Origin of the sequence: Pseudomonas reinekei, assembly GCF_001945365.1 — a bacterium.
Taxonomy (GTDB): Bacteria; Pseudomonadota; Gammaproteobacteria; order Pseudomonadales; family Pseudomonadaceae; genus Aquipseudomonas; species Aquipseudomonas reinekei.
On sequence record NZ_MSTQ01000009.1, the window covers coordinates 80337 to 104623 of the forward strand.

The following is a 24287-nucleotide window of genomic DNA, read 5'->3' on the forward strand; positions in this document are numbered from 1 at the left end:
CGGTGACGGAAAACCGGCGAATGGCCGTGGGATGCAGCTTTTAAGCCAGCTCAATATCTTCGTTGCCCGCGAATGGGATTAATCAGCCGCCGATGATTTTCATGACGGTTGCGCCACCAGAGAACGCCACTTCCTGCTTGTCGCCCAACGCCTTGACCAGCAGACGCTGCAACGCCGGCAGCGCCTGGTGGCGCGGCTTGTCCAGCAGATCGCCGACATAGTGGCGATTGCTCGATGACAGGCAACCATGCAGCCATCCCGTGGACGAGAGACGTAAACGCGAACAGGTCCGGCAGAACGGAACGCTTTCATTGGCGATTACGCCGAAATGGCCAACACCTGGAATCTCATAGCGCACCGCCGTCGCATCAACCGGCGCGTTGGCCTGCAAATACTCATAACGCTCACCGATCAGCGTCAGCAATTGCTGGAGACTGACGAACTGTTGCAGAAAGGCATTGGAGTCGCTGGCCAAGTGGCCCATGCGCATCAACTCGATGAAGCGCAGTTCGTAACCGCGCTCCAGGCAATAATCGAGCAACGGCATCACCTGATCGAGGTTCTGGCCGCGCAAGGGCACCATGTTGACCTTGATCTTCATGCCGGCCGCGCGTGCCTGGTCCATGCCGTCGAGCACGGTCGCCAGGTCGCCGCCACGGGCAATGCTACGGAATGCGCTGGCGTCGAGAGTATCGAGGGAAACGTTGATGCGCCGTATGCCGGCGTCCACCAGCAGCGGCAGTTTCTTCGCCAGCAATTGACCGTTGGTGGTCAGGCTGATGTCTTGCAGACCCATCTGCCCGACCGCCGTCATGAAGGTTTCGAGCTTGGGACTCACCAGCGGTTCGCCACCGGTGATGCGCAAACGCTCGATGCCGGCCGCTTCGATCAGATAGGCCACACCGCGCGCCATGGCCTCGGCCGACAGTTCATCCTGCGCAGCCACCAGCCGCTTGCCGTTGGGCACGCAGTAGGTACAGGCGTAATTGCAGGCTGAGGTCAGGCTGACTCGCAAATTGCGAAAACGCCTGCCTTGACGGTCAACGATCATGGCCACTCCGGCGAAAGGATATTCGGGTTGCTAAAACTTGACTCACAAATCAAGTTTTAGCAAGTCCCATGCCTGAGTATATTCCTGCGGTACTGCCCCATGTAGCGAAATCATGGGGCAATAAGGCGGCTGAATGATTCAGCTGCTCGGGGTGTCGGTGTCGCGCTTGCGCTTGTTGCCCATGCGCACGCCGATGTCCATCAGGAACTGGAAGAAACCTTCCTGATCTTCCAGCACATTGCTCCAGAACGGCGAGTGATACAGCGCAACCGCACCGTGCACCAGCGCCCAGGACGCGCAGTAGTGGAAATACGGCGGCACGTCTTCAAGCTTGCCTTCGCTGATCCGGCCCTTGATCAGCAAGGTCAGGCGTTCGAAGTTCGAGGCGCGGATCTTGTGCAGCTCCTCGATCATCTCCGGTACCTGGTTGCCCTTGACCACCTTTTCTTCCAGGCGATCGAACAAACGATAGCGTTGCGGATCGCGCATGCGGAATTCGAAATAGGCGCGCGACAGGGCTTCCTTGTCCTTGTCGACGTCGGCGGAGTGCAACAGCTCGTTCAAATCGCGCTCGTAATCGAGCATCAGGCGCAGATAGATCTCGGCCTTGGATTTGAAGTGTTTATAGATCGTGCCTTTGCCGATACCGACGGCATCAGCAATCATCTCGACGGTGACACTGTCTTCACCTTGTTCGAGGAACAGCTTTAGCGCGGTATCGAGAATTTCTTGCTCGCGGCGACGAAACTCACGGACCTTACGAGGTTCTTTATGCATAAGAAAAGGTCTGTAGGGGTCAAAATTCGAAGCCGCGTATTATGCCTAAATTGCGCCAAAATGCACGGATCATCCGACCATATCTGTGTTTTCTGGTCATTTCGCGTACGCCTTGAGGTTGATGAGAACACTTCCGAAGCGCCCGTATTCCAAATTTGTTTAAAAACCGCGGTTATCAAACTGGACTGTGCGAAATACTGATCAATACTTGAACTGTCGGCGGGGCATCTCCCCCAAGTGTCACGCCGATATTGGTACCAACGGACCGCGTACCATTGTTTTACTCCTAATGGTCTTAACCCGGATTCACCCCCCAGAACCCGGGTTTTTTTTGCCTGCGATTTGGTGGTCAAAGCCCCGCATGAGCGGGTTCAGGCTGCGATTTTCCTATGGCGTTACGCCGATGTCCGGACATGTGCCAGGGGAAACAATCGCTTGAAGTTCTCGGTGGTCTGCTCGGCAAATCGCTCGTAGGGCTCACCGCGCAACATTGCCAGAAATTCCGCAACTTCACGCACGTACTGTGGCAGGTTCGGCTTGCCGCGATGCGGGATCGGCGCCAGGTACGGCGAATCGGTTTCCACCAACAGGCGATCGGCCGGCACCTTGCTTGCCACATCGCGCAACGCGTCCGCATTGCGGAACGTGACAATCCCGGACAGAGAAATGTAATAACCCATGTCCAGCGCGGCTTTCGCCATGTCCCAGTCCTCGGTAAAGCAATGCAGCACGCCTGCCTGGGGCAACGCCGCTTCCCGCAAAAGATCCAGGGTATCGGCGCGCGCGCCTCGGGTATGAATGATCACAGGCTTACCGGTCTGCTGCGCGGCTTGCAGGTGCAGCCTGAACGACTGCTGCTGCAACTCGGCCGCCTCGGGTTCGTAGTGATAATCCAGACCGGTTTCACCGATCGCCACGACGCGCGGGTGATTGAGTTCCTGCAGTAACCAGTCCAGCGCGGGAGCGGCGCCGGGCTGCACGTCCAGCGGATGCACGCCGACCGAGCAATCTACGTCGTCATACTTTTCGGCCAGGGTTTTGACGTCGGCGGCGTTGTCGACGCTGACACCAATACACAGGAAGTGCCCTACCCCACGCTGGCGAGCCGCATCAAGGGCGGCATCGAGGGAGCCGTCGTGGGCAGCAAGGTCAAGGCGATCGAGGTGGCAATGGGAATCTACGAGCATAAAAATGACTGCAACTTACATCGTATGAGTGGGACGGTCGGACTTCAGTGCTCCGGCCAGATGGGTTTCGATTCGACTGCGCGCGGTGTCGTCACCGTCGTTGAACTGTACGCCGACCCCGGCGGCCCGGTTACCCTGCGCGCCCTTGGGGGTGACCCAGGTGACCTTGCCGGCCACCGGGATTTTTTCCGGCTCATCCATCAGGTGCAGCAGCATGAACACCTCATCGCCCAACTTGTAGCTTTTGTTGGTCGGGATAAACAGGCCGCCGTTCTTGATGAACGGCATGTAGGCGGCGTACAGCACCGACTTGTCCTTGATGGCGAGGGACAAAATGCCGTTGCGCGGTCCAGGGCTTGCGGGTTCATTCATGCTGACCTCCACTGCTGATGCACAGAGTCTAGGCGCAGACGGTCACCTCTGGGTAGGCAAGGATGCCCATTGCACCAGCAGGGCCTCCAGCAGCAATACCCGATTGAGGTTGGCCTTGCTCAATACTTTCTGGCGCTGGGCGAGGATCCAGTCCTGGATATTCAGGACTTTGTCCTGACCGGTTTTTTGCGCGAGATACTGAATCACCTTGCGCATGTCCATCAGGCCCAGGCCGTCCTCATCCTGGGTCAACTGATAGCGCAGGATCAGGCTCGACCAGTCACAGAACCAGTCGAACAGCAACAAGAGCGGGATCGCATTCCAGCCCTCGGCCAGTTGTGTCGGCGATTGCTGCTGCTTGAGTAACTTCTTCACGCCTTCGACCACTTGCGCGCGCTGTTCGCGAACACCCTGGGCTTGCAGGTTGACGGCGGCCAGGGGCGAACCGGCAGCCAATGTCAGCAATTCGACCCGCTCTTCTTCCGAACAATCGGGCAAGGCCCTGGCCAGCCAGGCCTGGCTCATGGCCGCACTTGGCAGCGGACAGGCCTGCTGCACGCAGCGGCTCTTGATCGTCGGCAGCAGACGGCTGGGCTGGTGGCTGACCAACAGCAACACGGTGTCGCCGGATGGCTCTTCGAGGCTTTTGAGCAAGGCGTTGGCCGCGTTGATGTTCATCGACTCGACCGGCTCGATCAGCACCACTTTGCGTCCGCCCAACTGGGCAGTCTGCACCACGAAACTGACCAGATCGCGCACCTGATCGACCTTGATCGCCTTGTCCGCCTCTTCCGGTTCCAGGATGTAGTTATCGGGGTGGCTGCCAGCCTTGAGCAACAGGCAGGATTTGCATTCGCCGCAGGCATCCTGCGCGGTCGGACGCTGGCACAGCAGGCTGGCCATCAAGCGTTCGGCCAGCGCCCGCTTGCCGATCCCGGCCGGGCCGTGCAGCAAATAGGCATGAGCGTGCTGAGTGCGACCGGCCAGTTGCTGCCAAAGGCTGTCCTGCCACGGATAGGCTTCAGCCACGGGTCAGCTCCAGCAGACGTGGCAGCAAGGCATCCAGCGCCTGCTGAACCTGCGCCAGCGGTTGCGCGGCATCGACCAGCACATAACGCGCCGGCTCCGCCGCTGCGCGCGTGAGGAAGGCATTACGCACGGCATCGAAAAACGTCCGGCCCTCAAGCTCGAAACGATCCAGTCGTCCGCGTGCGCTGGCGCGGGCCAGGCCGACTTCCACCGGCAGATCGAAGATCAGCGTCAGGTCGGGGCGCAGATCACCTTGGACGAAGGTTTCCAGCGCCGCGATCCGCTCCAGCGACAGGCCACGGCCACCACCTTGATAGGCGTAAGTCGAGTCCGTGAACCGATCACACAAGACTACTGCACCACGGGCCAGCGCCGGGCGAATCACCTCGGCCAGATGCTGGGCACGTGCCGCAAACACCAACAGCAATTCCGTGTCCGGGTTCATCACTTCATCAACCGGGGCCAGCAGCACTTCACGGATGCGCTCGGCCAATGGAGTACCGCCCGGCTCGCGGGTCAGCACGACCTCGATACCGGCGGCGCGCAGGCGCTCGGCCAGGTATTCACGATTGGTGCTCTTGCCGGCGCCTTCCGGGCCTTCCAGCGTAATAAACAAGCCAGTCACAGGCAGTCCTTAGTCAGAGTCATTGCGAGTTTTGCGGCGCGGCTGCATCCGGCGCGGGCGCAGGTTCAGGCGCAGGTTCTTTCGGCGACACTGGCGGCAAAGTCTCGGGAACGGTGTCAGGTGATGCAGCCGGGATCGGCACGTGTTCAGGTTCTGCCTGAGGTTCTTCAGCCGGAACCTCCGGCGATTCGGGCGCGGTCACGGGTGCCGGGCTGGAGCGGTAATCGGCGCGACGCTTGAGTTGATACTCCCGCACGGCGTTGTTATGGGCATCCAGGTCATCGGAAAACACATGGCTGCCATCACCGCGAGCGACGAAGTAGAGACTGCTGCCATCCACCGGATTCAACGCCGCGTGGATCGCTTCGCGGCCGACCATGGCAATCGGGGTCGGCGGCAGGCCGGAAATCATGTAGGTGTTGTAAGGCGTCGCTTCCTTGAGATGGGCGCGAGTGAGCTTGCCGCTGTAACGCTCGCCCAGGCCATAGATCACGGTCGGATCGGTTTGCAGCATCATGCCGATGGCCATGCGCCGCACGAACACGCCGGCAATCTGCCCGCGTTCCTGCGGCACGCCGGTTTCCTTCTCCACCAACGAGGCCATGATCAGGGCCTGATACGGGCCGCTGTAGGGCAAATCGGTCGCGCGCTGATTCCATTCCTTGGCCAGGACTTCGTCGAGACGGTCATAGGCGGTCTTCAGCAGTTCGACATCGGTCATGCCGCGCACAAAACGGTAGGTGTCGGGGAAGAACCGCCCTTCCGGGAAAATTCCGGCATGGCCGAGCTTGTCCATGACCTGGCTGTCGCTCAGGCCGTTAAGGGTTTGCTCGATTTTTTCCTCTTTGGCCAGCGCCGCACGGACTTGATGAAAATTCCAGCCCTCGACCAGCGTCAGGCTGTATTGCACCATTTCCCCGCGCTTCCACAGGTCGATGAGACCCTCGACAGTCATGCCGGGCGTCATGCGGTATTCGCCGCTGTGCAACGGTTGCTTGGGCAGGTTGAAGCGCCAGTAAACGCGTAGCCAGAACGCGTCCTTGATGACGCCGTCGGCTTCCATTCGCAAGAAGGTGCGGTTCGGCGTGGTGCCTTTGGGCACCTCCAACAGTTCTTCCTGAGTAATGTTCAGCGGCTGAACCAGCGCCGAATGAATTTTCCAGGCAGAAGCGCCCAATATCAGCCCCGCCAGAACCAATCCGGTTTCCAGCAGCAGCAAGAGTTTACGTCTCACGTATCAAGCATCCAGTAGCGCGCAGGCAATGGTTTGGAGTTTACGGGTGAGCGGCCCAACCGGCCAGCTCAGTGCGGCATAGGCATGCACCGGCCATACGCCATAGACACTGTTGCAGACAAACACTTCATCGGCCTGCTGCAACTGCTCCAGCGTGATATCGGTGATGTCTGTGGGGATGCCCAGTGACTCGGCTTGAAACAATAATTCGGCACGCATCACGCCTTCCACGCCGCAGCGTTTGAGATCGGCGGTGATCAACACCCCGTCGCGCACCAGGAACAGATTGCTGAACACCCCCTCAATCACTCGCCCCTCCTGATCGAGCATCAAACCTTCGGCATGTTCGCCGTCCTGCCATTCGGCGCGGGCCAGAACCTGTTCGAGACGGTTCAAGTGTTTGAGACCGGCGAGCAGAGGCTGAATGGAAAGTCGTGTGGCGCAAGGGAACAGGCGAACGCCTTGTTCTCTATGGGTGTTCGGGTAAGTCGCCGGGGGGTTACCCGACAAAATGCGACGGGCCTGGACCGAGGGATCAAATGCGTAACCGCGCAGGCTGTCGCCACGGGTCACGATCAGTTTGAGCACACCTTCCTGCAAATCCCCGGCGCAGGTCACCAGCTCCCTGACCACCGCCTCATGATCGAGGTTGATCGCCAACCGCTGGCAGCCCCTGGCCAGACGCTCCAGATGACGATCCAGCAGTACCGGAGAGCCGTTACGTACGGCGATGGTCTCGAAAAGACCGTCGCCGTACGCCAGGCCGCGATCTTTCAGCGACAGCGCGTCAGCCGGTTGACCGTCGACCCAGGTGTCCATCAGCCAGCGAACCGGCGGAACACCAGCGAGCCGTTGGTGCCGCCAAAACCGAAGGAGTTGGACAGGACCACATCAATTTCCATGTTGCGTGCGGTGTGCGGTACGAAATCGAGATCGCAGCCATCGTCCGGCTCATCCAGGTTGATGGTCGGTGGCGCCACCTGGCTGTTGATCGCCAGCACGCTGAAGATCGCCTCAACCGCACCGGCTGCGCCGAGCAGGTGACCGGTCATCGACTTGGTCGAGCTGACAGCCACGTTATAAGCGTGCTCGCCAAACACCGACTTGATCGCGTTGACTTCCGCGAGGTCGCCGGCAGGCGTCGACGTACCGTGGGCATTGATGTACTGCACTTGATCGCCATTGATCTTGGCATCGCGCAGCGCGTTGGTGATGCAGCGCGCCGCACCGGCGCCATCGGCGGGTGGCGAGGTCATATGGAAAGCGTCACCGCTGGTACCGAAACCAATCAGCTCGGCATAGATGGTCGCGCCACGTGCCTTGGCATGCTCCAGCTCCTCCAGAACCAGCGCACCGGCACCGTTGGACAAAACGAAGCCATCGCGCCCCTTGTCCCATGGACGGCTGGCGCGGGTCGGCTCGTCGTTGCGGGTCGACAGTGCGCGGGAGGCACCGAAGCCACCCATGCCGAGGCCACAAGCAGCCATTTCGGCGCCGCCGGCAATCATTACGTCAGCTTCGTCGTACATGATGTTGCGGGCGGCCATGCCGATGCAGTGCGTACCGGTGGTACACGCCGTGGCGATGGCATAGTTAGGCCCCTGTGCACCCAGGTGGATGGACAGGAAACCGGAAATCATATTGATGATCGAGCCAGGTACGAAAAACGGAGAAATCCGTCGTGGACCGGTCTCGTGCAGCGTGCGGCTGGTTTCTTCGATATTGGTCAGTCCGCCAATGCCCGAACCCATCGCTACGCCTATGCGCTCACGGTTGGCGTCGGTGACTTCCAGACCGGCATTGCGCACTGCCTGAAAACCCGCGGCCAGACCGTACTGAATGAACAGGTCGAGCTTGCGTGCTTCCTTGAGTGACAGGTATTCCTCGACATTGAAGCCCTTTACCGAGCCGCCAAAACGGGTGGAATAGGCAGAAAGGTCGGTGTGTTCGATCAGACCAATGCCACTGCGGCCAGCCAGAATGCCCTGCCAGCTGCTTGGCACATCCGTGCCCAGTGGCGACAACATACCCATACCGGTGACTACGACGCGTCTACGCGACACAGCACTCTCCTTTTTCAAATGACGACTTTGCATCAGGCCTAAAGAAAAAACCGCACGCCATGATGGCAGTGCGGTTTTTCCATGACAGCAAGCAACGATTACAAACTATTACGCCTGGTGGCTAGTAACGTAGTCGATTGCAGCTTGTACAGTAGTGATCTTCTCAGCTTCTTCGTCAGGGATTTCGGTCTCGAATTCCTCTTCCAGAGCCATCACCAGCTCAACGGTGTCAAGGGAGTCAGCACCCAGGTCTTCAACGAAGGAAGCAGTGTTGACCACTTCTTCTTCTTTAACGCCCAGTTGCTCGGCAACGATTTTCTTGACGCGCTCTTCGATGGTGCTCATACCTTGTTTTCACTCCTAATGGACAAATTCAGGCAGCTGGCCAGTGGGTAAGTGTATAGAAAGACTTTTCAGCTTTTCAACTGAAAGCTTCACTCCTCAAACCCGGTGACCCTCTGCCTATAAATAGATTGCAGCTTTATAACGGATTTTAGACAGCTCGTATGACATTTTTTTGAAGCAATCCGTCACATTTAACTCATGTACATCCCGCCGTTCACCGGGATTGTAGCCCCAGTAACGTAAGCCGCACCGTCGGAGGCAAGAAAAGCGACCACAGACGCGATCTCTTGAGCTTGTCCCAGACGACCCAGCGGAATCTGCGTCTGCAAGGCTTCACGCTGTGCCTCGGGCAGTTCGCGGGTCATATCGGTATCGATGAACCCTGGGGCCACCGAGTTTACCGTAATCGAACGCGAACCGACTTCACGCGCCAGTGCGCGGCTGAAACCTTCCAGACCGGCCTTGGCGGCAGCGTAGTTTACTTGGCCTGCGTTGCCCATGGCACCCACAACCGAGCCAATACTGATAATTCGTCCCCAACGGGCTTTGGTCATACCGCGCAGAACACCCTTGGACAGGCGGAACAGACTGTTCAGGTTGGTATCGACGACGTCATGCCACTCGTCGTCTTTCATGCGCATCATCAGGTTATCGCGGGTGATACCGGCATTGTTGACCAGGATCGCCGGCGCACCGAATTGCTCCTGAATGCTCGCCAGGACAGCCGCCACGGACTCGTCGCTGGTCACATTGAGCTCAAGGCCGGTGCCCTGGATGCCGTTTTCTTTCAGGGTGGCGGCAATACGCTCGGCACCCGAAGCGGAGGTCGCGGTGCCAACAACGATGGCGCCCTGACGACCCAGTTCCAGGGCGATCGCCTGGCCGATGCCACGGCTTGCACCGGTGACCAGTGCAACTTTACCTTGCAGACTCATGCAAGTTTCTCCTGATTCAGGCCAACGCTGCACGGGCGGCAGCGAAAGCGTCTGGGGTATTGAGATTGGAAGTCGACACGCCTTCGGCGCAGCGTTTGTTCAGGCCGGCGAGTACCTTGCCAGGACCGCACTCGACCAGATGGGTCGCGCCCTTGGCTGCCAGCGCCTGGACCGACTCGACCCAGCGCACAGGCTTGTAAAGCTGCTCAAGCAGATCCCGCTTGAGGGTTTCCAGGTCGCCAGGCACTGCGGCACTGACGTTCTGCACGACAGGAATCTGTGGCGCCTGCCAGTCGATTGCGGCGATCGACTCGGCGAAACGCTCGGCTGCCGGGCGCATCAGCTCGCAATGCGACGGCACGCTGACCGGCAACGGCATGGCACGCTTGGCGCCACGCGCCTTGCAGCCTTCGATGGCGCGTTCGACCGCAGCCTTGGCACCGGCAATAACCACCTGGCCAGGGGAGTTGAAATTGACCGCGCTCACCACTTCGCCTTGTGCCGCTTCGGCGCAGGCTGCCAGCACATCGGCATCGTCCAGACCGAGGATTGCAGCCATGCCGCCCTGCCCGGCCGGAACGGCTTCCTGCATCAGCTGACCGCGACGCTCGACCAGCTTCACCGCGTCGCCGAGGCTCAGGCTGCCGGCAGCAACCAGCGCGCTGTATTCACCCAGGCTGTGACCGGCAACATAAGCCGGGCGCGCGCCGCCTTCCGCCAGCCACAAGCGCCACAGGGCGATCGAAGCGGTCAGAATGGCCGGTTGGGTTTTATCGGTTTGATTGAGTTGCTCTTCCGGCCCTTGCTGGGTCAATGCCCACAGGTCGTAACCCAGAGCTTCGGAAGCTTCTTTGAATGTTTCGAGGACAACCGGATGTTGCGCGCCCAACTCGGCCAGCATGCCGAGGGACTGCGAACCCTGTCCCGGAAAGACGAATGCGAGGGAAGCAGACATGTAACAAGCCCCTAATGATCTTGTCGTCGGAGAGTTGACGTCCCGCTTTGGGGGACGCAAGAAACTGACAGTTGGATGGCCAATTGAACTGAGCGGTCACATTTAAGCATTGTCCGACGAAAACGCCTAAAGCAACAAATCCTCCAGACGACCGTGAATGCGTTCTGGCAGATTTTCCTGAATTTCGATCAAGGCACGGGAAATAGCACTCTGAAACCCCTGCACCCCAGCGGAACCGTGGCTTTTCACAACAATGCCCTGCAGCCCGAGGAAGCTCGCGCCGTTATGTCGTGCTGGCGCCAGATCAGCTTGCAGACGCCTCATCAGCGGCAACGCCAGCGCCCCCACCAAACGTGAAGGCAGGCTTTTCTTGAACAACGCCTCAATGCGCCCGGCAATCATGGTCGCCAGCCCTTCGCTGGATTTGAGCAGGATATTGCCGACAAAACCGTCACACACCACGACATCCGCCTCACCGCGGTACAAACCGTCACCTTCGACAAAACCGATGTAGTTGATACCACGCGCACTTTGCAACAAGGTCGCAGCCAGCTTGACCTGCTGATTACCCTTGATGTCCTCGGTGCCGATGTTCAACAAGGCCACCCGGGGACGAACGATACCCAAGGTTTGCGCCGCGACCGAACCCATCACGGCAAACTGCAACAGGTGTTCGGCACTGCAATCGACATTGGCGCCCAGATCGAGCAACTGGCAATAACCCTTCTGCGTCGGAATCGCCGCAACCATGGCCGGACGATCGATGCCCGGCAACGTCTTGAGCACGAACCGCGACAACGCCATCAACGCCCCGGTATTGCCGGCACTGACACACGCCTGGACCTTGCCGTCACGCAACAACTCAAGCGCCACGCGCATGGATGAATCAGGCTTGCCACGCAGGGCCTGGGAAGGTTTTTCGTCCATGGTAATGACTTCGGACGCCGGAGTAATCGACAGGCGCGCGCGATCCACAGCCGATTGGCCAGCGATCAATTCTTCAAGGAGGGAGGGTTGACCGACGAGGGTCAGGTGCAGCGAGGGTGTAGCAGACAGGCAAGCGATGCTGGCCTGAACAATGCTGCGGGGACCGAAGTCCCCGCCCATTGCGTCAATCGCGATGACTTGAGCAGACAAGTGATTACTCGTCAGCGCCCTTGTCGATCACTTTACGGCCACGGTATACGCCTTCTGGCGATACGTGGTGACGCAGGTGAACTTCACCGGTGGTTTTTTCTACAGACAGGGTGCTAGCCTCGAGAGCGTCGTGCGAACGGCGCATGTCACGGGCAGAGCGGGATTTTTTGTTCTGCTGAACAGCCATAATTGATTAACTCCTAAACGTTTGGGTCACGCTTTAACTGCGCCAATACACTGAACGGGTTGGACCGCGTTACCTCGTCCTCGCTCGGTTCGGGCTCATCTGCTCCCGCCGGCTGCTGGCATTCTTCCGGATGATGAGCAGGCACAATGGGCAAGGCGAGCAAAAGCTCCTCCTCGATCAGTGACTGCAGATCCAATGGATCTTCGCCCAGTTCCAGCACGTCATAACCTTTCGGCAACGACTGGGTATTCGCACCCTCCTTCACCACAGCATAACTGCACTCGCTATGGATCGGCAGGGTGACCAGCTCAAGACAACGCTGGCAAACCATTTTGACTTCAGTGTCGATAAAGCTGTGGATGACCACAGATTTACGTTCATCTCGTTCAAAAACGAATTTAGCCTGCACCGTACCGACAGTGTCGGAAAGCGGGTCGCAGAGTCTCTCCAAATCGGCCAGCAGCATTTCACCTTGAAGGGTGGTGCCACGATCAGCCAATTTGCGCGGGTCAACGTGAGGTGGAATCGGGTCATTCAACATAGGCGCAGCATTATAGGGATGCACCCGCCCATGTCAAAGGAAATTCAGCCCTGTGCGTCACTTGGAAGCCTCGCTAGAATTCGCACCTGCCACTTGGAGATGCGCATGCTGCCTTTATTACTCGCTTCCAGCTCGATCTATCGCCGGGATTTGCTGGCCCGCCTGCGGCTGCCATACACTTGCAGCTCGCCAGATATCGACGAAAGCCATCGTTCGGGCGAGACAGCCATTGATCTGGTAAAACGCCTCGCCGAGCAAAAAGCCCGCGCACTGGCGCACAGCCATGCCGCTCATTTGATCATCGGCTCCGACCAGGTCGCCGTGCTCGGCGACAGGATCATCGGCAAACCTCACACCTTCGAAAAGGCTCGCGAACAGCTGCTGGCCTCCAGCGGCGCCAGCGTGACCTTCCTCACCGGACTGGCGCTGCTCAATAGCAAGACCGGCCATTGCCAGGTCGACTGCGTGCCTTTCACCGTACACATGCGCACACTCGACGCCACACACATCGAACGCTACCTGTACGCCGAAGAGCCGTACGACTGCGCAGGCAGCTTCAAGGCCGAAGGTTTGGGCGTGAGCCTGTTTCAAAGCACCGAAGGCCCTGACGCCACCAGCCTTATCGGCTTGCCGTTGATTCGCCTTGTGGACATGCTGTTGGCCGAGGGCGTGCAAATCCCCTGAACCAGGAGCCGGCTTGCCAGCCCTTGCAGGGCCACGAGCGGCACAGAAAAACCGGCAATGGCCGGTTTTTCTGTGCTTTCGGAAATCAGCGCAACGACGGACCGTTGAACCCCATCCACATTGCCAAATGCTCAGCCACGCTGGCACCGAGTTTTTTCGAGAAGCGGTCGAATGGCGATTCCTGGACCGTGAAATCCACCAGTTCCTTTTCACCAATCACATCACGCGCGACCGAACTGGCGTTACCCAGGCCATCCACCAACCCCAGCGGCAGCGCTTGCTCACCCGACCAGACCAGCCCGGAAAACAGCTCCGGATGCTCTTTGTCCTTCAGACGATCGCCACGCCCCTGCTTGACGCTGTTGATGAACTGCTTATGCGTGGTATCGAGCACGCCCTGCCAGAACGCAGTCTCTTCAGGCTTTTGCGGCTGGAACGGATCGAGGAACGATTTGTGCTCGCCCGAGGTGTAGGTGCGACGCTCGACACCCAGCTTTTCCATGGTGCCGACAAAACCGTAACCGGCCGCCGTTACACCGATGGAGCCCACCAGACTCGCCTTGTCGGCGTAGATCTGATCGGCGGCACTGGCGATGTAATAAGCACCGGAGGCACCGAGATCGGAAATCACCGCGTACAACTTGGTATCGGGGTGCAGAGCGCGCAGACGACGAATCTCGTCATAAACGTAACCTGACTGCACAGGACTGCCACCCGGGCTATTGATGCGCAGGATGACACCCTTGACCTTCTTGTCTTCAAAGGCGGCACGCAGGCTGCCAACGATATTGTCGGCACTGGCCGGTTCCTTGTCGGCAATCATGCCGGTGATATCGATCAGCGCGGTGTAGTTGCCGCTGCGAGTCGCCGCTTTTTCCATGTCCATCAGCGGCGAGAACAGCAACAGCGCGCCAAACAGATACACGAACGTCAGCAACTTGAAGAAAATCCCCCAGCGGCGGGAGCGACGCTGCTCCTGCACACCTGCAAGCAAGGTCTTTTCCAACAGCTTCCAGCTCTTTTCGTCACCGCTCTCTGCACCCGCCTTTGCGGGCGCTTTCCATTCGTCGGTCATGCCATCTACCCCAGCAAAAACGTATTAAGCCCGCTGACTCAGCCAGGCGTGCAATTCTGAAAAGCGATCAATCGCCAAGCGTGGCTCAAACAGTTTCAACGCCTCGATCGACTGGGCGCCGTAGCTGACCGCCACCGAATCCATACCGGCGTTGCGCGCCATCTGCAAATCGAAGGACGAGTCGCCAACCATCAGCGCCTGCTCCGGGCGAACGTCGCAATGGGCAAGAATCTGCTCAAGCATCAACGGGTGGGGTTTGCTGGCAGTTTCATCAGCGGCGCGGGTGATATCGAAATAATCCGCCCAACCGTGCGCTTTAAGGACCCGATCCAGCCCACGGCGCGCCTTGCCCGTGGCGACAGCCAAGTGATAACCCTCGGCACGAAACGCTTCCATCGACGCCACCACGCCTTCGAACAACGGCGAAGGCACGGCTTCCGAAGCGATGTAGTGATCCGCATAGTGCTCGCGAAAGGCGATCAACTCGGCATCGCTGATTTGCGGGTACAGCGTACGGATCGCTTCCGGCAGCCCCAGCCCGATGATGCCCTTGACGGCAAAGTCATCGCACAGTTGAAATCCGGATCGCTCCGAGGCGACATGCATCGCCTCGACAATCCGACCAATGGAATCGGCCAGCGTGCCATCCCAATCGAAAATCAGCAGTTTGTAATCAGATGGGTGCACTCAGGCGCTCCACGGTTTTGGCCCACATCTCGTCGACCGGCGCCTGCAACTTGAGTTCACCACCATCGGGCAGCGGCACGGTCAGCATGTAGGCGTGCAGGAACAGGCGCTTGCCGCCCAGATCACGGATTTCCTTACTGAAATCGTCATCGCCGTACTTGGTGTCGCCGGCGATGCAGTGCCCGGCGTGCAAGGTGTGGACGCGGATCTGGTGAGTACGGCCGGTGATCGGCCTGGCTTCGATCAGGGTGGCAAAGTCGCCGAAACGACGCAGGACCTTGAACACGGTCACGGACTCCTTGCCCTCCTCCTCGTCGACCTCGACCATACGCTCACCGGAGCGCAGGTTGCTCTTGCCGAGCGCGGCCCGGACTTGCTTGATCGAAGACGCCCAGTTACCGCGAACAAGCGCCATATAGCGCTTGTCGACACCATCGCCACGCAAGGCCGTGTGCAAGTGACGCAGCATGCTGCGCTTCTTGGCGATCATCAGCAGGCCGGAGGTGTCACGGTCCAGGCGGTGAACCAGCTCGAGCTCCTTGCAATCGGGGCGCAACTGACGAAAGGCTTCGATGACCCCGTAACTCAAGCCGCTGCCGCCATGAACGGCAATGCCGCAAGGCTTGTTGATCACAAGCAGCGCCTTGTCCTCGTAGACAATCGAGGCTTCGAGTCGCTGCAGCAGGCCCTGTGCGAGCGGCACGGGTTCGTCGCGCTCAGGCACGCGAACCGGCGGCACGCGCACGATATCGCCCGCCTGCAGCTTGTATTCGGGCTTGATCCGACCTTTGTTCACCCGCACTTCGCCTTTGCGCAAAATGCGATAAATCAAGGTCTTGGGCACGCCTTTGAGCCGAGCGAGAAGGAAGTTATCAATACGTTGGCCGGCATATTCCGGCGAGACCTCAAGCAGTTGGACGCCTGGGGTCGAAGGGGCAGTAGTCGTCATGGCGCGGATGATAACAATTTTTTATGGAATTGAAGCACTTAATCATTGCTGCTATAGTCGCGAACGCCGCCAAAAGCGGCCTGGACAGCGGACCAACGGTCAAAAACCGGCCCTGACCAACGCAATTCACCAGGACGCGAGGCCGTCCTACGGGGCTTTCGCTACGTAACGGTGGAGTTTGCAGGTGTAACGAGCGCAGGTGACATGAGGCCTGAATCACGCCGTAAAGCAGAGTTTTCACTCGTTTTGCGAGCCATATTCACGGCCAGTTCACAAAGTGCAGTCAGCTGCGAATGACCCCGAGCGAACGCTTCGGAAACACCGCCTAAATTAGCCATGATGCGTGACCTCCCCTTTCGGAGCTCACGGTAAATGCCAACCCGCTGCGGATTCTGCGCGCGGCAGCACCCGAATTATCAGGGATACGTGTAGGGTGGAGATGCACAACCGCTGGACTGTGTAGCAATAGGCTTTATCAAGACGCTTCATCTCGTCCACAGCCGCCGGTTGATTCCTCCTCCTGACTGAGTGCTTAAGTAGCCACAGCAAGCAGGACGCGTACGTCGCGATGCAGGCCCTCATTGGCCGGACATCGCTGGACACGGGAATGGCCAACCACTCCCGACGCACCTGACACCGACCGTGAGAAGTCGTGTGTGCCGAACGCCGTTTCCGGCAGCCCGGAAACCGACGGTACTACATGAAAAGAATGCTGATTAACGCAACTCAACCCGAAGAGTTGCGTGTTGCACTGGTAGATGGCCAACGCCTCTACGACCTGGACATCGAATCCGGTGCACGCGAGCAGAAGAAGGCCAACATCTATAAAGGCCGGATTACTCGCATCGAACCAAGCCTTGAGGCTGCCTTTGTCGATTTCGGCTCCGAGCGCCACGGCTTCCTGCCCCTCAAAGAAATCTCCCGCGAATACTTCAAGAAAGCTCCGGAAGGTCGCGTCAACATCAAGGACGTCCTGAGCGAAGGCCAGGAAGTCATCGTTCAGGTCGAAAAAGAAGAACGTGGCAACAAGGGCGCAGCCCTGACCACCTTCATCAGCCTGGCCGGTCGTTACCTGGTGCTGATGCCGAACAACCCGCGTGCCGGCGGTATCTCCCGTCGCATCGAAGGCGAAGAGCGCAACGAACTGCGTGAAGCGCTGAACGGCCTGGTTGCCCCGGCCGACATGGGTCTGATCGTGCGCACTGCCGGCCTGGGCCGCAGCAGCGAAGAAATGCAGTGGGACCTCGACTACCTGCTGCAACTGTGGACCGCCATCAAAGAAGCCTCGCTTGACCGCGCCGCGCCATTCCTGATCTACCAGGAAAGCAACGTGATCATCCGCGCCATCCGCGATTACCTGCGCCAGGACATCGGCGAAGTGCTGATCGACAGCGTTGAAGCCCAGGACGAAGCCCTGACCTTCATTCGCCAGGTGATGCCGCAGTACGCCAGCAAGATCAAACTGTACGAAGACAGCGTTCCGCTGTTCAACCGTTTCCAGATCGAAAGCCAGATCGAAACCGCCTTCCAGCGCGTGGTCGAACTGCCTTCCGGCGGCTCCATCGTTATCGACCCGACCGAAGCCCTGGTGTCCATCGACATCAACTCGGCGCGCGCCACCAAAGGCAGCGATATCGAAGAAACCGCCCTGCAGACCAACCTTGAAGCCGCCGAAGAAATCGCCCGTCAGTTGCGCCTGCGCGACATCGGCGGCCTGATCGTCATCGACTTCATCGACATGACCCCTGCCAAGAACCAGCGCGCCGTGGAAGAAAAAGTCCGCGAATGCCTGGAAGCCGACCGCGCTCGCGTGCAAGTCGGTCGCATCTCGCGCTTCGGCCTGCTGGAAATGTCCCGTCAGCGCCTGCGTCCATCCCTGGGCGAAAGCAGCGGCATCGTTTGCCCGCGTTGCAACGGCACCGGCATCATCCGTGACGTTGAATCGCTGTCCCTGGCGATCCTGCGCCTGATCGAAGAAGAAGCCCTGAAAGACCGCACCGCCGAAGTTCGTGCACAAGTGCCGATCCCGGTGGCCGCGTTCCTGCTCAACGAAAAACGCAACTCGATCACCAAGATCGAACTGCGCACCCGTGCCCGTATCGTCATTCTGCCGAACGACCACCTCGAAACGCCGCACTTCGAAGTGCAACGTCTGCGTGACGACAGCCCGGAAGCCGCGACCAACCAGTCCAGCTACGAAATCGCCGCTGCCGCTGCCGAAGTCGAAGAAGTCCAGCCAGCCGCCGCGACCCGCACCCTGGTTCGCCAGGAAGCTGCGGTCAAGACGGCACCAGCCCGCGCCAATGCTCCGGTTCCGACCGAAGTGGCTGCACCGGTTGCCGCACCCGCCGCCGCGCCAGAGCCAAGCCTGTTCAAAGGCCTGGTGAAGTCGCTGGTCAGCCTGTTCGCGACCAAGGAAGAGCCAGCGGCTCCCGTAGTAGTCGAGAAGCCGGCCACCGAGCGTCCAGCTCGCAATGAAGAGCGTCGCAACGGTCGTCAGCAGAGCCGCAACCGTAACGGCCGCCGCGATGAAGAACGCAAGCCGCGCGAGGAACGTGCACCGCGTGAAGAACGCGCACCACGTGAACCACGCGAAGAACGTCAGCCACGCGAAGCCCGTGAAGAGACGCCAGCCGTAGCCCGTGAAGAACGTGCTCCACGCGCACCGCGTGAAGAACGTGCACCGCGCGCTCCACGCGAAGATCGCAAGCCACGTGGCGAGCGTGAAGAACGCGTTCGTGAACTGCGTGAGCCACTGGATGCTGCTCCAGCTGCCGCTGCTGCCGTTACCGCCAATGCTGAAGAGCGTCCGGCCCGTCAGCCACGTGAAGAACGCGCGCCACGCCCACCGCGTGAAGAACGTCAGCCACGTGCCGAGCAAGCCGCTGCCGCTGTAGCCGAAGAAGAGCTGCCAACCAACGAAGAGCAACTGCAGGAAGAAGGTCAGGAAGGCGCCGAAGGCGATCGTCCACGCCGTCGCTCCCGTGGTCAGCGTCGCCGCAGCAACCGTCGCGAGCGTCAACGTGATGCCAACGGCAACGTGATCGAGGGCTCCGAAGAGTCCGAAGGCAACGAAGGTGCCGAAGGCATTCAAGCGCCAAGCACTGCCGATCTGGCCGCTGGCCTGGCTGTTACCGCAGCTGTTGCCAGTACCGTGATCAGCGCTCCGGCCGAAGCACAAGCCAACGAACAAGCCGAACGCGCCACTGCCGCCACCCTGGAAACTGCTCCGGTTGAAGCGCCAGCCGTTGAAGCGCCTGTTGTTGAAGCCACTGCGCCGGTAGAAGTGACCGCTTCGCCGGAAATCGAAGTGGCCCAGGCGCCAGAAGCCCAGCCAGTGGTTGAAGCAGCTGCCGAGCCGGTTGTCGTTGCCCAGGCACCTGCCGAGGTTGCAGAACCGGCAGTTGAAACCGTTGCTGAAACCGTGACCGAAACCGTTCGTGAAGTTCGCGAAGAGCAAACCGCGTTCAACTGGGTGGCCGAGCCAGCCGTTGCTCAAACGCCTGCTCCCGCGCCGGTAGCTGAAGCAGTGGTTTCCGAGCCGGTTGTTGCAGCTGCCGAGCCAGCACCGGTGGTAGAAGCACCGGTTGTTGCCGAAGCGCCAGCGCCTGTCGCAGAAGCGGCCCCGGTCAGCGCCCTGACCCCAAGCGGCCGCGCGCCGAACGACCCGCGTGAAGTGCGTCGTCGCAAGCGTGAAGAAGAGCGCCTGCAGAAGGAAGCCGAACTGGCTGCCGCTGCTGCTCAAGCTGAAACCGCTGTTGCTGAAGTGGTCGAGGCAGCGCCTGCCCCGGTTGCCGAAGTCGCCGCCGCACAGGTTGAGTCGGTGATCGAGGAAGCGCCGCGCTCCGTTCAGGACGCGGTAGAGCAACACGAACAAGCCGAGGAAAAAGAACACGAGCCTAAACCACTCGTCTGATTCCATCGGTCAATAAAAAGCCCCGCCTGGTGAACCCAGGCGGGGTTTTTTATGTCTGCTTCACCCCATTCCCGCAGTGGATCTATATTTACCTGAAGATCAGCGCTTCGGGCACATCCACATCCCACAACACCCCCGGATCATCCACCGTTACTTCAACCAACCGCCCCTGCGCAAACAACGGCTTGGCCCCGCGATCACCCGACAATGCCATCAACCCCGATGCAAAACTGCGACCGAAACCCACCGGGTGCCCGTATTCGCCGTCCTGCACCGGCACGCTGATGCAGTCATCAGCAATCTGCGCCACGACGTGCTCAATGCTCGAAGGCAGGATGAACGGCATATCCCCCAATACCATCAGCCAGCCATCAAGTTGCGCACACGCAGCAACCCCCGCGGCGATGCTGTCACCCATTCCCGTGGATTCGATCAGTACGATTTCACAGCTATAAGCCTTGGCCATACGAATCACTTGGGGCCGCTCAGCCGTAGTGACCAACACTCGCTTGTCCAGCGTGGCCGGCAAACTCACCAGCACCTGCTCGACCACCGAACGGACAGCGCCATCACGCCCCGTACAGTCCGCCAGCAACTTGTCCTTTTCCTCGCCTGCGACCTGCCGAAAGCGGCTGCCCTGCCCCGCCGCCAGAATGACGACGCCGATGGACTCACTCATGCGCCCTCCCGCAACGGCTTCTTCTGTTTCAGCTCGACGCCGTTCTTGATCGCGACAATCTCGGCCATCAGCGACAAAGCGATTTCCGCCGGGCTGTGGCTACCAATGTGCAAGCCGATCGGGCCGTGCAGCCGTTTAATGGACTGTTGCGACAAGCCTAATTGAGCGAGGTTTTCCCGACGTTTCTGGCTGTTGACCCGCGACCCCAGTGCGCCCACGTAGAAGGCTTTGGAATCCAGGGCGGTGAGCAGCGCCATGTCGTCCAGGCGCGGGTCGTGGGTCAACGCGACAATCGCTGTGCGTTCGTCGGTCTGGATGTTCAGCACTGCATCGTCGGGCATGCCCGAGACAAAGCGGCCGTGCTGCTCCTCCCAACCGTAGACGAACTCGGTGCGCGGATCGCAGATCAGCACTTCGAAATCCAGCAGCCGCGCCATCTCGGCGACATACCGGGACAACTGGCCCGCGCCGATCAGCAGCAGGCGCCAGCGCGGCCCATAAATGGCCCGCAGCGTCTTGCCGTCAAACGTCAGTACATCCGACTTGTCGGCCGGCTGCAACGTCACTTCCCCCGTCGCCACATCCAGCGAACGGGAGACGATTTGATGGTCCTCGCAGCGTGCCAGCAACTCGGCGACCCAATCCGCATCACCGACCCGCTCCTCGGTCAAACGCAAGGTGCCGCCGCACGGCAAACCGAAACGCGCGGCCTCTTCACGCGTGACGCCGTAGGTAATCAGTTGTACCGGCGGCCCGTCAGGCGGGATTCGACCGTCATGCAACCGCGCAATCAGGTCGTCCTCTACGCAACCGCCGGACACCGAGCCGATCACGACACCGTCCTCGCGCAGCGCCAGCATGGCACCCGGCGCCCGGGGCGCAGTGCCCCAGGTCTGAACCACGCTGTACAACACCACCCGCTGACCGGCGCGGCGCCACTCCAGCACGCTGCGCAGGACGTTCAGATCGACGCTGTCCATCAGGCCGGCGCCTTCTGCCAGTCTTGCAGTTGATAGCGAACCGGCAGGCTGCGAATGCGTTTGCCGGTGGCGGCGAAGATCGCATTACACAGCGCCGGGGCAATCGGCGGCACACCCGGCTCACCCACACCGCCCAAGGGTACGGTGCCGGGTGGCGTGACCAGATGCACAGCGACTTGCTTCGGGGCCAGTGACATGCGCGCCACTTCGTACATGTGGAAGTTGTCCTGCTGGACCTTGCCGTCCTTGAAGCTGATCTCGCCCAACACCGCATTGCCCAGGCCCATGACGCATGCGCCTTCGAACTGTGCGCGAATCCGCTCGGGGTTGATCTGCGGCCCGCAATCCACGGCAATGTCGGCCTTGTGCACGATCAACGTGCCATCGTCTTTGACTTCGACCTCGATCACCGCCGCCACGTAGGTGACGAAGCTGTAATGCACCGCGAGCCCCAGGCCTCGGCCCTTCGGCAACTCGCGGCCCCATCCGGCGGCTTTGGCGGCGGTCTCCAGCACGGTACGCAGGCGCCCGGTATCGATCGGATAGCGCTCGGGCGATTCGCCGTAGTTCCACTCTTCGCTCAGGGTGCGAGGATCAATCTGCCGATCCGGCCCGAGCAATTTGATCTGGTACTTGAGCGGGTCCTGCCCGGCCTTGTGGGCCAGTTCGTCGATGAAGCTCTGGATCGCGAAGCCGTGCGGAATGTTGGACACCGAGCGATACCAGCCCACGCGGGTGTGTGCCGTCGCCTCGGGGTTTTCCAGGCGCACATTCGGGATGGCGTAGGCCATGTTGGTGAAGCCCATGCCCAACTCGAAAGCCGCTTCGTGATTCATGCCAGGGGCGAACAACGCGGTAATGCTCGGCGCCACTGTGCGATGCAACCAGCCAGACGGCAGGCCGTCCTTGTTCAGGCTGGCCTTCAGGTACTCGGCCGACACGGTGTGGAAGTAGGAACAATGGATGTCGTCCTCACGGGTCCATTGCACGCGCACGGCCTTGCCCGGAAATTCCTTGGCGAGAATGGCCGCTTCGATGATGAAGTCTGGCTTGGACTTGCGCCCGAAGCCGCCACCGAGCAAGGTCACGTTGAAAGTGACCTTATCGAATGGCAGCCCAAGACGCTCGCCGATCCGTTCACGGGTGACCTGCGGCGCCTGACTCGGGCCCCACGCTTCGCACACGCCATCCTTGTAGCGGGCAATGGCGACCATCGGCTCCATCGGTGACTGCGACAGGTGCGGCAGATAGTAGGAGGCTTCCAGCGTGCTGTCGGCGCCGCTCATGGCTTCGTCGATGTTGCCGGTATTGCGGATGACTTTGCCAGGCTTGAGGGACGCGGCTTCCAGTTCCTTGCGATAGGCGATCGAGTCGTAACTGGCGTTGGCGCCGTCATCCCACTCGATTTTCAGCGCTTCGCGGCCCTTGATCGCGGCCCACGTGTTATTCGCTACCACGGCGATGCCGCCCAGCGGTTGAAATTCCGATGGCAGCGGACGGCTTTCAATTTGCACCACTTTGACCACGCCCGGCACTTTCATCGCCGCGCTGGCATCGAAGGATTTGACCTTCCCGCCGTACACTGCAGGCCGGGCAATGGTGGCGTACAGCATGCCGTCGAAATGCACATCGGCGCCGTAGACCGCACGGCCGTTGACGATGTCGTCACCGTCGATGGCCTTGGTGCCTTCTTTGCCGATGTAGCGGAATTCAGACGGTTGCTTGAGCTTCAGGCTGTCACGCGCCGGTACGGCCAGGGCACCGGCGGCGGCAGCCAGCGCGCCGTATTCCAGTTCACGACCGGAAGGTTTGTGAATGACTTTGTGCAACTGCGCATGGCATTCGCCGACCGGTACTTTCCACTGATTGGCAGCGGCCTGTTCCAGCATGGTCCGCGCGGCGGCGCCACAGCGGCGCATCGGCTCGTACCAGTGGCGCATGCTGCGCGATCCGTCGGTGTCCTGGTTGCCGAAGCGCACTTCGTCACCCGGTGCCTGCTGCACTTTGACCCGCGCCCAATCAGCTTCCAGTTCGTCGGCAACCACCATGGTCAGACTGGTGCGCACGCCCTGGCCCATTTCCGAACGGTTGCACATCACGGTCACCGTGCCATCACCGGCGATGCTCACGTAGACCTTGGGATCATCCACCCAACCATTGGGCATGCCGTCGGCGCCGAACTTCTTCACGTCTTCGGCAAACACGTCCTGCCAGCCCCAACTCGCGGCGACCACCAAGGCACTGGTAGCGCCCACGCCTTTGAGGAAACCACGGCGACTGAGGTTGCTCAGGGCGAAATCCATCGGTAACTGGCTCATGCCTTGGCCTCCTTCAGGTGGGTGGATGCCTGGCGGATGGCGGTCTTGATGCGGTTATAGGTGCCACAGCGGCAGATATTGCCGACCATCGCCTCTTCGATCTGTTCGTCGCTCGGGTTCGGATGGGTCTTGAGCAGTGCGGTGGCGGACATGATCTGCCCGCCTTGGCAGTAACCGCATTGGGCCACTGCGGAGTCGAGCCAGGCTTGCTGAACCACTTTGCCCACCGGGTCGGCGTGCAGGTTGTCGATAGTGGTGACGTTCTGGCCGATCACTGAACCGATCGGCGTGATGCAACTGCGCGCCGGCGCGCCTTCGATATGAATGGTGCAAGCACCGCACAGGCCCATGCCGCAGCCGAATTTGGTGCCGTTATAGCCAGCCACGTCGCGGATCGCCCAGAGCAGCGGCATGTCCTCGGTGACGTCGAGTTGATGGTCTTGACCATTGAGTTTCAGGGTAATCATGGGCACGCCCGCATATTTCTGAAGTTATGGGGTCGAGCAATCTGCTATGGGATCTTGGTTCGACACGCAGATCGACTCAGGCTAATGGGCTCTC

24 protein-coding genes are annotated in these 24287 nt (G+C 60.1%); 2 read left to right on the forward strand and 22 right to left on the reverse strand.

Annotated features, from left to right (window positions below):
* Positions 1 to 82 precede the first annotated feature (82 nt).
* The 15 genes from BVK86_RS16325 to BVK86_RS16395 form a co-directional block, all read right to left on the reverse strand.
* Positions 83 to 1051: a GTP 3',8-cyclase MoaA gene (locus tag BVK86_RS16325; protein WP_075947404.1), complete on the reverse strand. Its 969-nt coding sequence runs from the start codon at positions 1049 to 1051 to the stop codon at positions 83 to 85.
* A 138-nt stretch (positions 1052 to 1189) separates the two neighbouring features.
* Positions 1190 to 1828 (reverse strand): TetR/AcrR family transcriptional regulator, encoded by a 639-nt coding sequence (locus BVK86_RS16330; protein ID WP_034149949.1) that lies wholly within the window; start codon positions 1826 to 1828, stop codon positions 1190 to 1192.
* A 395-nt stretch (positions 1829 to 2223) separates the two neighbouring features.
* Complete coding sequence (locus BVK86_RS16335; protein ID WP_075947405.1) at positions 2224 to 3015, reverse strand: TatD family hydrolase; 792 nt, start codon at positions 3013 to 3015, stop codon at positions 2224 to 2226.
* 15 nt (positions 3016 to 3030) lie between these two features.
* Positions 3031 to 3387, reverse strand: a complete 357-nt coding sequence (locus BVK86_RS16340) for a PilZ domain-containing protein (RefSeq protein WP_075947406.1) — start codon at positions 3385 to 3387, stop codon at positions 3031 to 3033.
* Positions 3388 to 3429: 42 nt separating this feature from the next.
* Positions 3430 to 4416, reverse strand: coding sequence for a DNA polymerase III subunit delta' (locus tag BVK86_RS16345; RefSeq protein WP_075947407.1), 987 nt, complete (start codon positions 4414 to 4416; stop codon positions 3430 to 3432).
* Positions 4409 to 5041: a dTMP kinase gene (gene tmk, locus BVK86_RS16350; protein ID WP_075947408.1), complete on the reverse strand. Its 633-nt coding sequence runs from the start codon at positions 5039 to 5041 to the stop codon at positions 4409 to 4411. Before tmk ends, BVK86_RS16345 begins: the two co-directional genes overlap by 8 nt.
* 19 nt (positions 5042 to 5060) lie before the next feature.
* Entirely contained in the window at positions 5061 to 6275 is a 1215-nt protein-coding gene (gene mltG / locus BVK86_RS16355) for an endolytic transglycosylase MltG (protein ID WP_075947409.1), read from the reverse strand.
* Between the two features lie 3 nt (positions 6276 to 6278).
* Complete coding sequence (pabC, locus tag BVK86_RS16360) at positions 6279 to 7094, reverse strand: aminodeoxychorismate lyase (protein WP_075947410.1); 816 nt, start codon at positions 7092 to 7094, stop codon at positions 6279 to 6281.
* Positions 7094 to 8338, reverse strand: a complete 1245-nt coding sequence (fabF, locus tag BVK86_RS16365; protein WP_075947411.1) for a beta-ketoacyl-ACP synthase II — start codon at positions 8336 to 8338, stop codon at positions 7094 to 7096. Before fabF ends, pabC begins: the two co-directional genes overlap by 1 nt.
* 108 nt (positions 8339 to 8446) lie before the next feature.
* Positions 8447 to 8683, reverse strand: coding sequence for an acyl carrier protein (gene acpP, locus BVK86_RS16370; RefSeq protein WP_003175607.1), 237 nt, complete (start codon positions 8681 to 8683; stop codon positions 8447 to 8449).
* 191 nt (positions 8684 to 8874) lie between these two features.
* Complete coding sequence (fabG, locus tag BVK86_RS16375) at positions 8875 to 9618, reverse strand: 3-oxoacyl-ACP reductase FabG (protein ID WP_007942004.1); 744 nt, start codon at positions 9616 to 9618, stop codon at positions 8875 to 8877.
* Between the two features lie 16 nt (positions 9619 to 9634).
* Positions 9635 to 10573: an ACP S-malonyltransferase gene (gene fabD / locus BVK86_RS16380; protein ID WP_075947412.1), complete on the reverse strand. Its 939-nt coding sequence runs from the start codon at positions 10571 to 10573 to the stop codon at positions 9635 to 9637.
* 126 nt (positions 10574 to 10699) lie between these two features.
* Positions 10700 to 11710 carry a phosphate acyltransferase PlsX gene (gene plsX, locus BVK86_RS16385; protein WP_075947413.1) on the reverse strand — a complete coding sequence of 337 codons (1011 nt, stop codon included), beginning with the start codon at positions 11708 to 11710 and terminating at the stop codon, positions 10700 to 10702.
* Between the two features lie 4 nt (positions 11711 to 11714).
* Positions 11715 to 11897, reverse strand: a complete 183-nt coding sequence (rpmF, locus tag BVK86_RS16390) for a 50S ribosomal protein L32 (RefSeq protein WP_003179396.1) — start codon at positions 11895 to 11897, stop codon at positions 11715 to 11717.
* 13 nt (positions 11898 to 11910) lie between these two features.
* Positions 11911 to 12438, reverse strand: coding sequence for a YceD family protein (locus tag BVK86_RS16395; RefSeq protein WP_075947414.1), 528 nt, complete (start codon positions 12436 to 12438; stop codon positions 11911 to 11913).
* 105 nt (positions 12439 to 12543) lie between these two features.
* On the opposite strand from BVK86_RS16395, the gene BVK86_RS16400 reads away from it, so the two are divergent.
* Positions 12544 to 13122 carry a Maf family protein gene (locus tag BVK86_RS16400; protein WP_075947415.1) on the forward strand — a complete coding sequence of 193 codons (579 nt, stop codon included), beginning with the start codon at positions 12544 to 12546 and terminating at the stop codon, positions 13120 to 13122.
* 85 nt (positions 13123 to 13207) lie between these two features.
* On the opposite strand, the gene BVK86_RS16405 is transcribed toward BVK86_RS16400, so the two are convergent.
* From BVK86_RS16405 to rluC, 3 genes are read right to left on the reverse strand one after another with little or no spacing between them, the layout of a single operon-like run.
* The gene (locus tag BVK86_RS16405) at positions 13208 to 14197 is read right to left on the reverse strand and encodes a S49 family peptidase (protein ID WP_075947416.1); all 990 of its coding nucleotides are present in this window, start codon (positions 14195 to 14197) and stop codon (positions 13208 to 13210) included.
* A 24-nt stretch (positions 14198 to 14221) separates the two neighbouring features.
* Positions 14222 to 14884: an HAD-IA family hydrolase gene (locus BVK86_RS16410; protein WP_075947417.1), complete on the reverse strand. Its 663-nt coding sequence runs from the start codon at positions 14882 to 14884 to the stop codon at positions 14222 to 14224.
* On the reverse strand, positions 14871 to 15833 hold the full coding sequence (rluC, locus tag BVK86_RS16415; RefSeq protein ID WP_075947418.1) for a 23S rRNA pseudouridine(955/2504/2580) synthase RluC: 963 nt from the start codon (positions 15831 to 15833) through the stop codon (positions 14871 to 14873). Before rluC ends, BVK86_RS16410 begins: the two co-directional genes overlap by 14 nt.
* 700 nt (positions 15834 to 16533) lie before the next feature.
* Between rluC and rne the strand changes: the two genes are divergently transcribed.
* A complete protein-coding gene (gene rne, locus BVK86_RS16425; RefSeq protein ID WP_075947420.1) occupies positions 16534 to 19749 on the forward strand; it encodes a ribonuclease E in 3216 nt (1071 codons plus the stop codon).
* 88 nt (positions 19750 to 19837) lie between these two features.
* On the opposite strand, the gene BVK86_RS16430 is transcribed toward rne, so the two are convergent.
* The 4 genes from BVK86_RS16430 to BVK86_RS16445 are packed head-to-tail and all read right to left on the reverse strand — an operon-like array spanning position 19838 to position 24193.
* Positions 19838 to 20428: a nucleotidyltransferase family protein gene (locus BVK86_RS16430; RefSeq protein WP_075947421.1), complete on the reverse strand. Its 591-nt coding sequence runs from the start codon at positions 20426 to 20428 to the stop codon at positions 19838 to 19840.
* Complete coding sequence (locus tag BVK86_RS16435) at positions 20425 to 21408, reverse strand: XdhC family protein (RefSeq protein WP_075947422.1); 984 nt, start codon at positions 21406 to 21408, stop codon at positions 20425 to 20427. Before BVK86_RS16435 ends, BVK86_RS16430 begins: the two co-directional genes overlap by 4 nt.
* A complete protein-coding gene (locus BVK86_RS16440) occupies positions 21408 to 23726 on the reverse strand; it encodes a xanthine dehydrogenase family protein molybdopterin-binding subunit (protein WP_075947423.1) in 2319 nt (772 codons plus the stop codon). Before BVK86_RS16440 ends, BVK86_RS16435 begins: the two co-directional genes overlap by 1 nt.
* On the reverse strand, positions 23723 to 24193 hold the full coding sequence (locus tag BVK86_RS16445) for a (2Fe-2S)-binding protein (protein ID WP_075947424.1): 471 nt from the start codon (positions 24191 to 24193) through the stop codon (positions 23723 to 23725). Before BVK86_RS16445 ends, BVK86_RS16440 begins: the two co-directional genes overlap by 4 nt.
* Between the last annotated feature and the right edge of the window lie 94 nt (positions 24194 to 24287).

Excerpts from the sequence above, each read along its gene's own strand:
- BVK86_RS16430 (WP_075947421.1), bottom strand. The coding sequence starts at position 20,428 with ATGAGTGAGTCCATCGGCGTCGTCATTCTGGCGGCGGGGCAGGGCAGC.
- pabC (WP_075947410.1), bottom strand. The coding sequence starts at position 7,094 with ATGGACACCTGGGTCGACGGTCAACCGGCTGACGCGCTGTCGCTGAAA.
- BVK86_RS16395 (WP_075947414.1), bottom strand. The coding sequence starts at position 12,438 with ATGTTGAATGACCCGATTCCACCTCACGTTGACCCGCGCAAATTGGCT.
- BVK86_RS16330 (WP_034149949.1), bottom strand. The coding sequence starts at position 1,828 with ATGCATAAAGAACCTCGTAAGGTCCGTGAGTTTCGTCGCCGCGAGCAA.
- acpP (WP_003175607.1), bottom strand. The coding sequence starts at position 8,683 with ATGAGCACCATCGAAGAGCGCGTCAAGAAAATCGTTGCCGAGCAACTG.
- rne (WP_075947420.1), top strand. The coding sequence starts at position 16,534 with ATGAAAAGAATGCTGATTAACGCAACTCAACCCGAAGAGTTGCGTGTT.
- BVK86_RS16405 (WP_075947416.1), bottom strand. The coding sequence starts at position 14,197 with ATGACCGACGAATGGAAAGCGCCCGCAAAGGCGGGTGCAGAGAGCGGT.
- BVK86_RS16400 (WP_075947415.1), top strand. The coding sequence starts at position 12,544 with ATGCTGCCTTTATTACTCGCTTCCAGCTCGATCTATCGCCGGGATTTG.
- fabG (WP_007942004.1), bottom strand. The coding sequence starts at position 9,618 with ATGAGTCTGCAAGGTAAAGTTGCACTGGTCACCGGTGCAAGCCGTGGC.
- BVK86_RS16335 (WP_075947405.1), bottom strand. The coding sequence starts at position 3,015 with ATGCTCGTAGATTCCCATTGCCACCTCGATCGCCTTGACCTTGCTGCC.
- BVK86_RS16440 (WP_075947423.1), bottom strand. The coding sequence starts at position 23,726 with ATGAGCCAGTTACCGATGGATTTCGCCCTGAGCAACCTCAGTCGCCGT.
- BVK86_RS16340 (WP_075947406.1), bottom strand. The coding sequence starts at position 3,387 with ATGAATGAACCCGCAAGCCCTGGACCGCGCAACGGCATTTTGTCCCTC.
- rpmF (WP_003179396.1), bottom strand. The coding sequence starts at position 11,897 with ATGGCTGTTCAGCAGAACAAAAAATCCCGCTCTGCCCGTGACATGCGC.
- BVK86_RS16445 (WP_075947424.1), bottom strand. The coding sequence starts at position 24,193 with ATGATTACCCTGAAACTCAATGGTCAAGACCATCAACTCGACGTCACC.
- BVK86_RS16325 (WP_075947404.1), bottom strand. The coding sequence starts at position 1,051 with ATGATCGTTGACCGTCAAGGCAGGCGTTTTCGCAATTTGCGAGTCAGC.
- fabD (WP_075947412.1), bottom strand. The coding sequence starts at position 10,573 with ATGTCTGCTTCCCTCGCATTCGTCTTTCCGGGACAGGGTTCGCAGTCC.
- BVK86_RS16435 (WP_075947422.1), bottom strand. The coding sequence starts at position 21,408 with ATGGACAGCGTCGATCTGAACGTCCTGCGCAGCGTGCTGGAGTGGCGC.
- rluC (WP_075947418.1), bottom strand. The coding sequence starts at position 15,833 with ATGACGACTACTGCCCCTTCGACCCCAGGCGTCCAACTGCTTGAGGTC.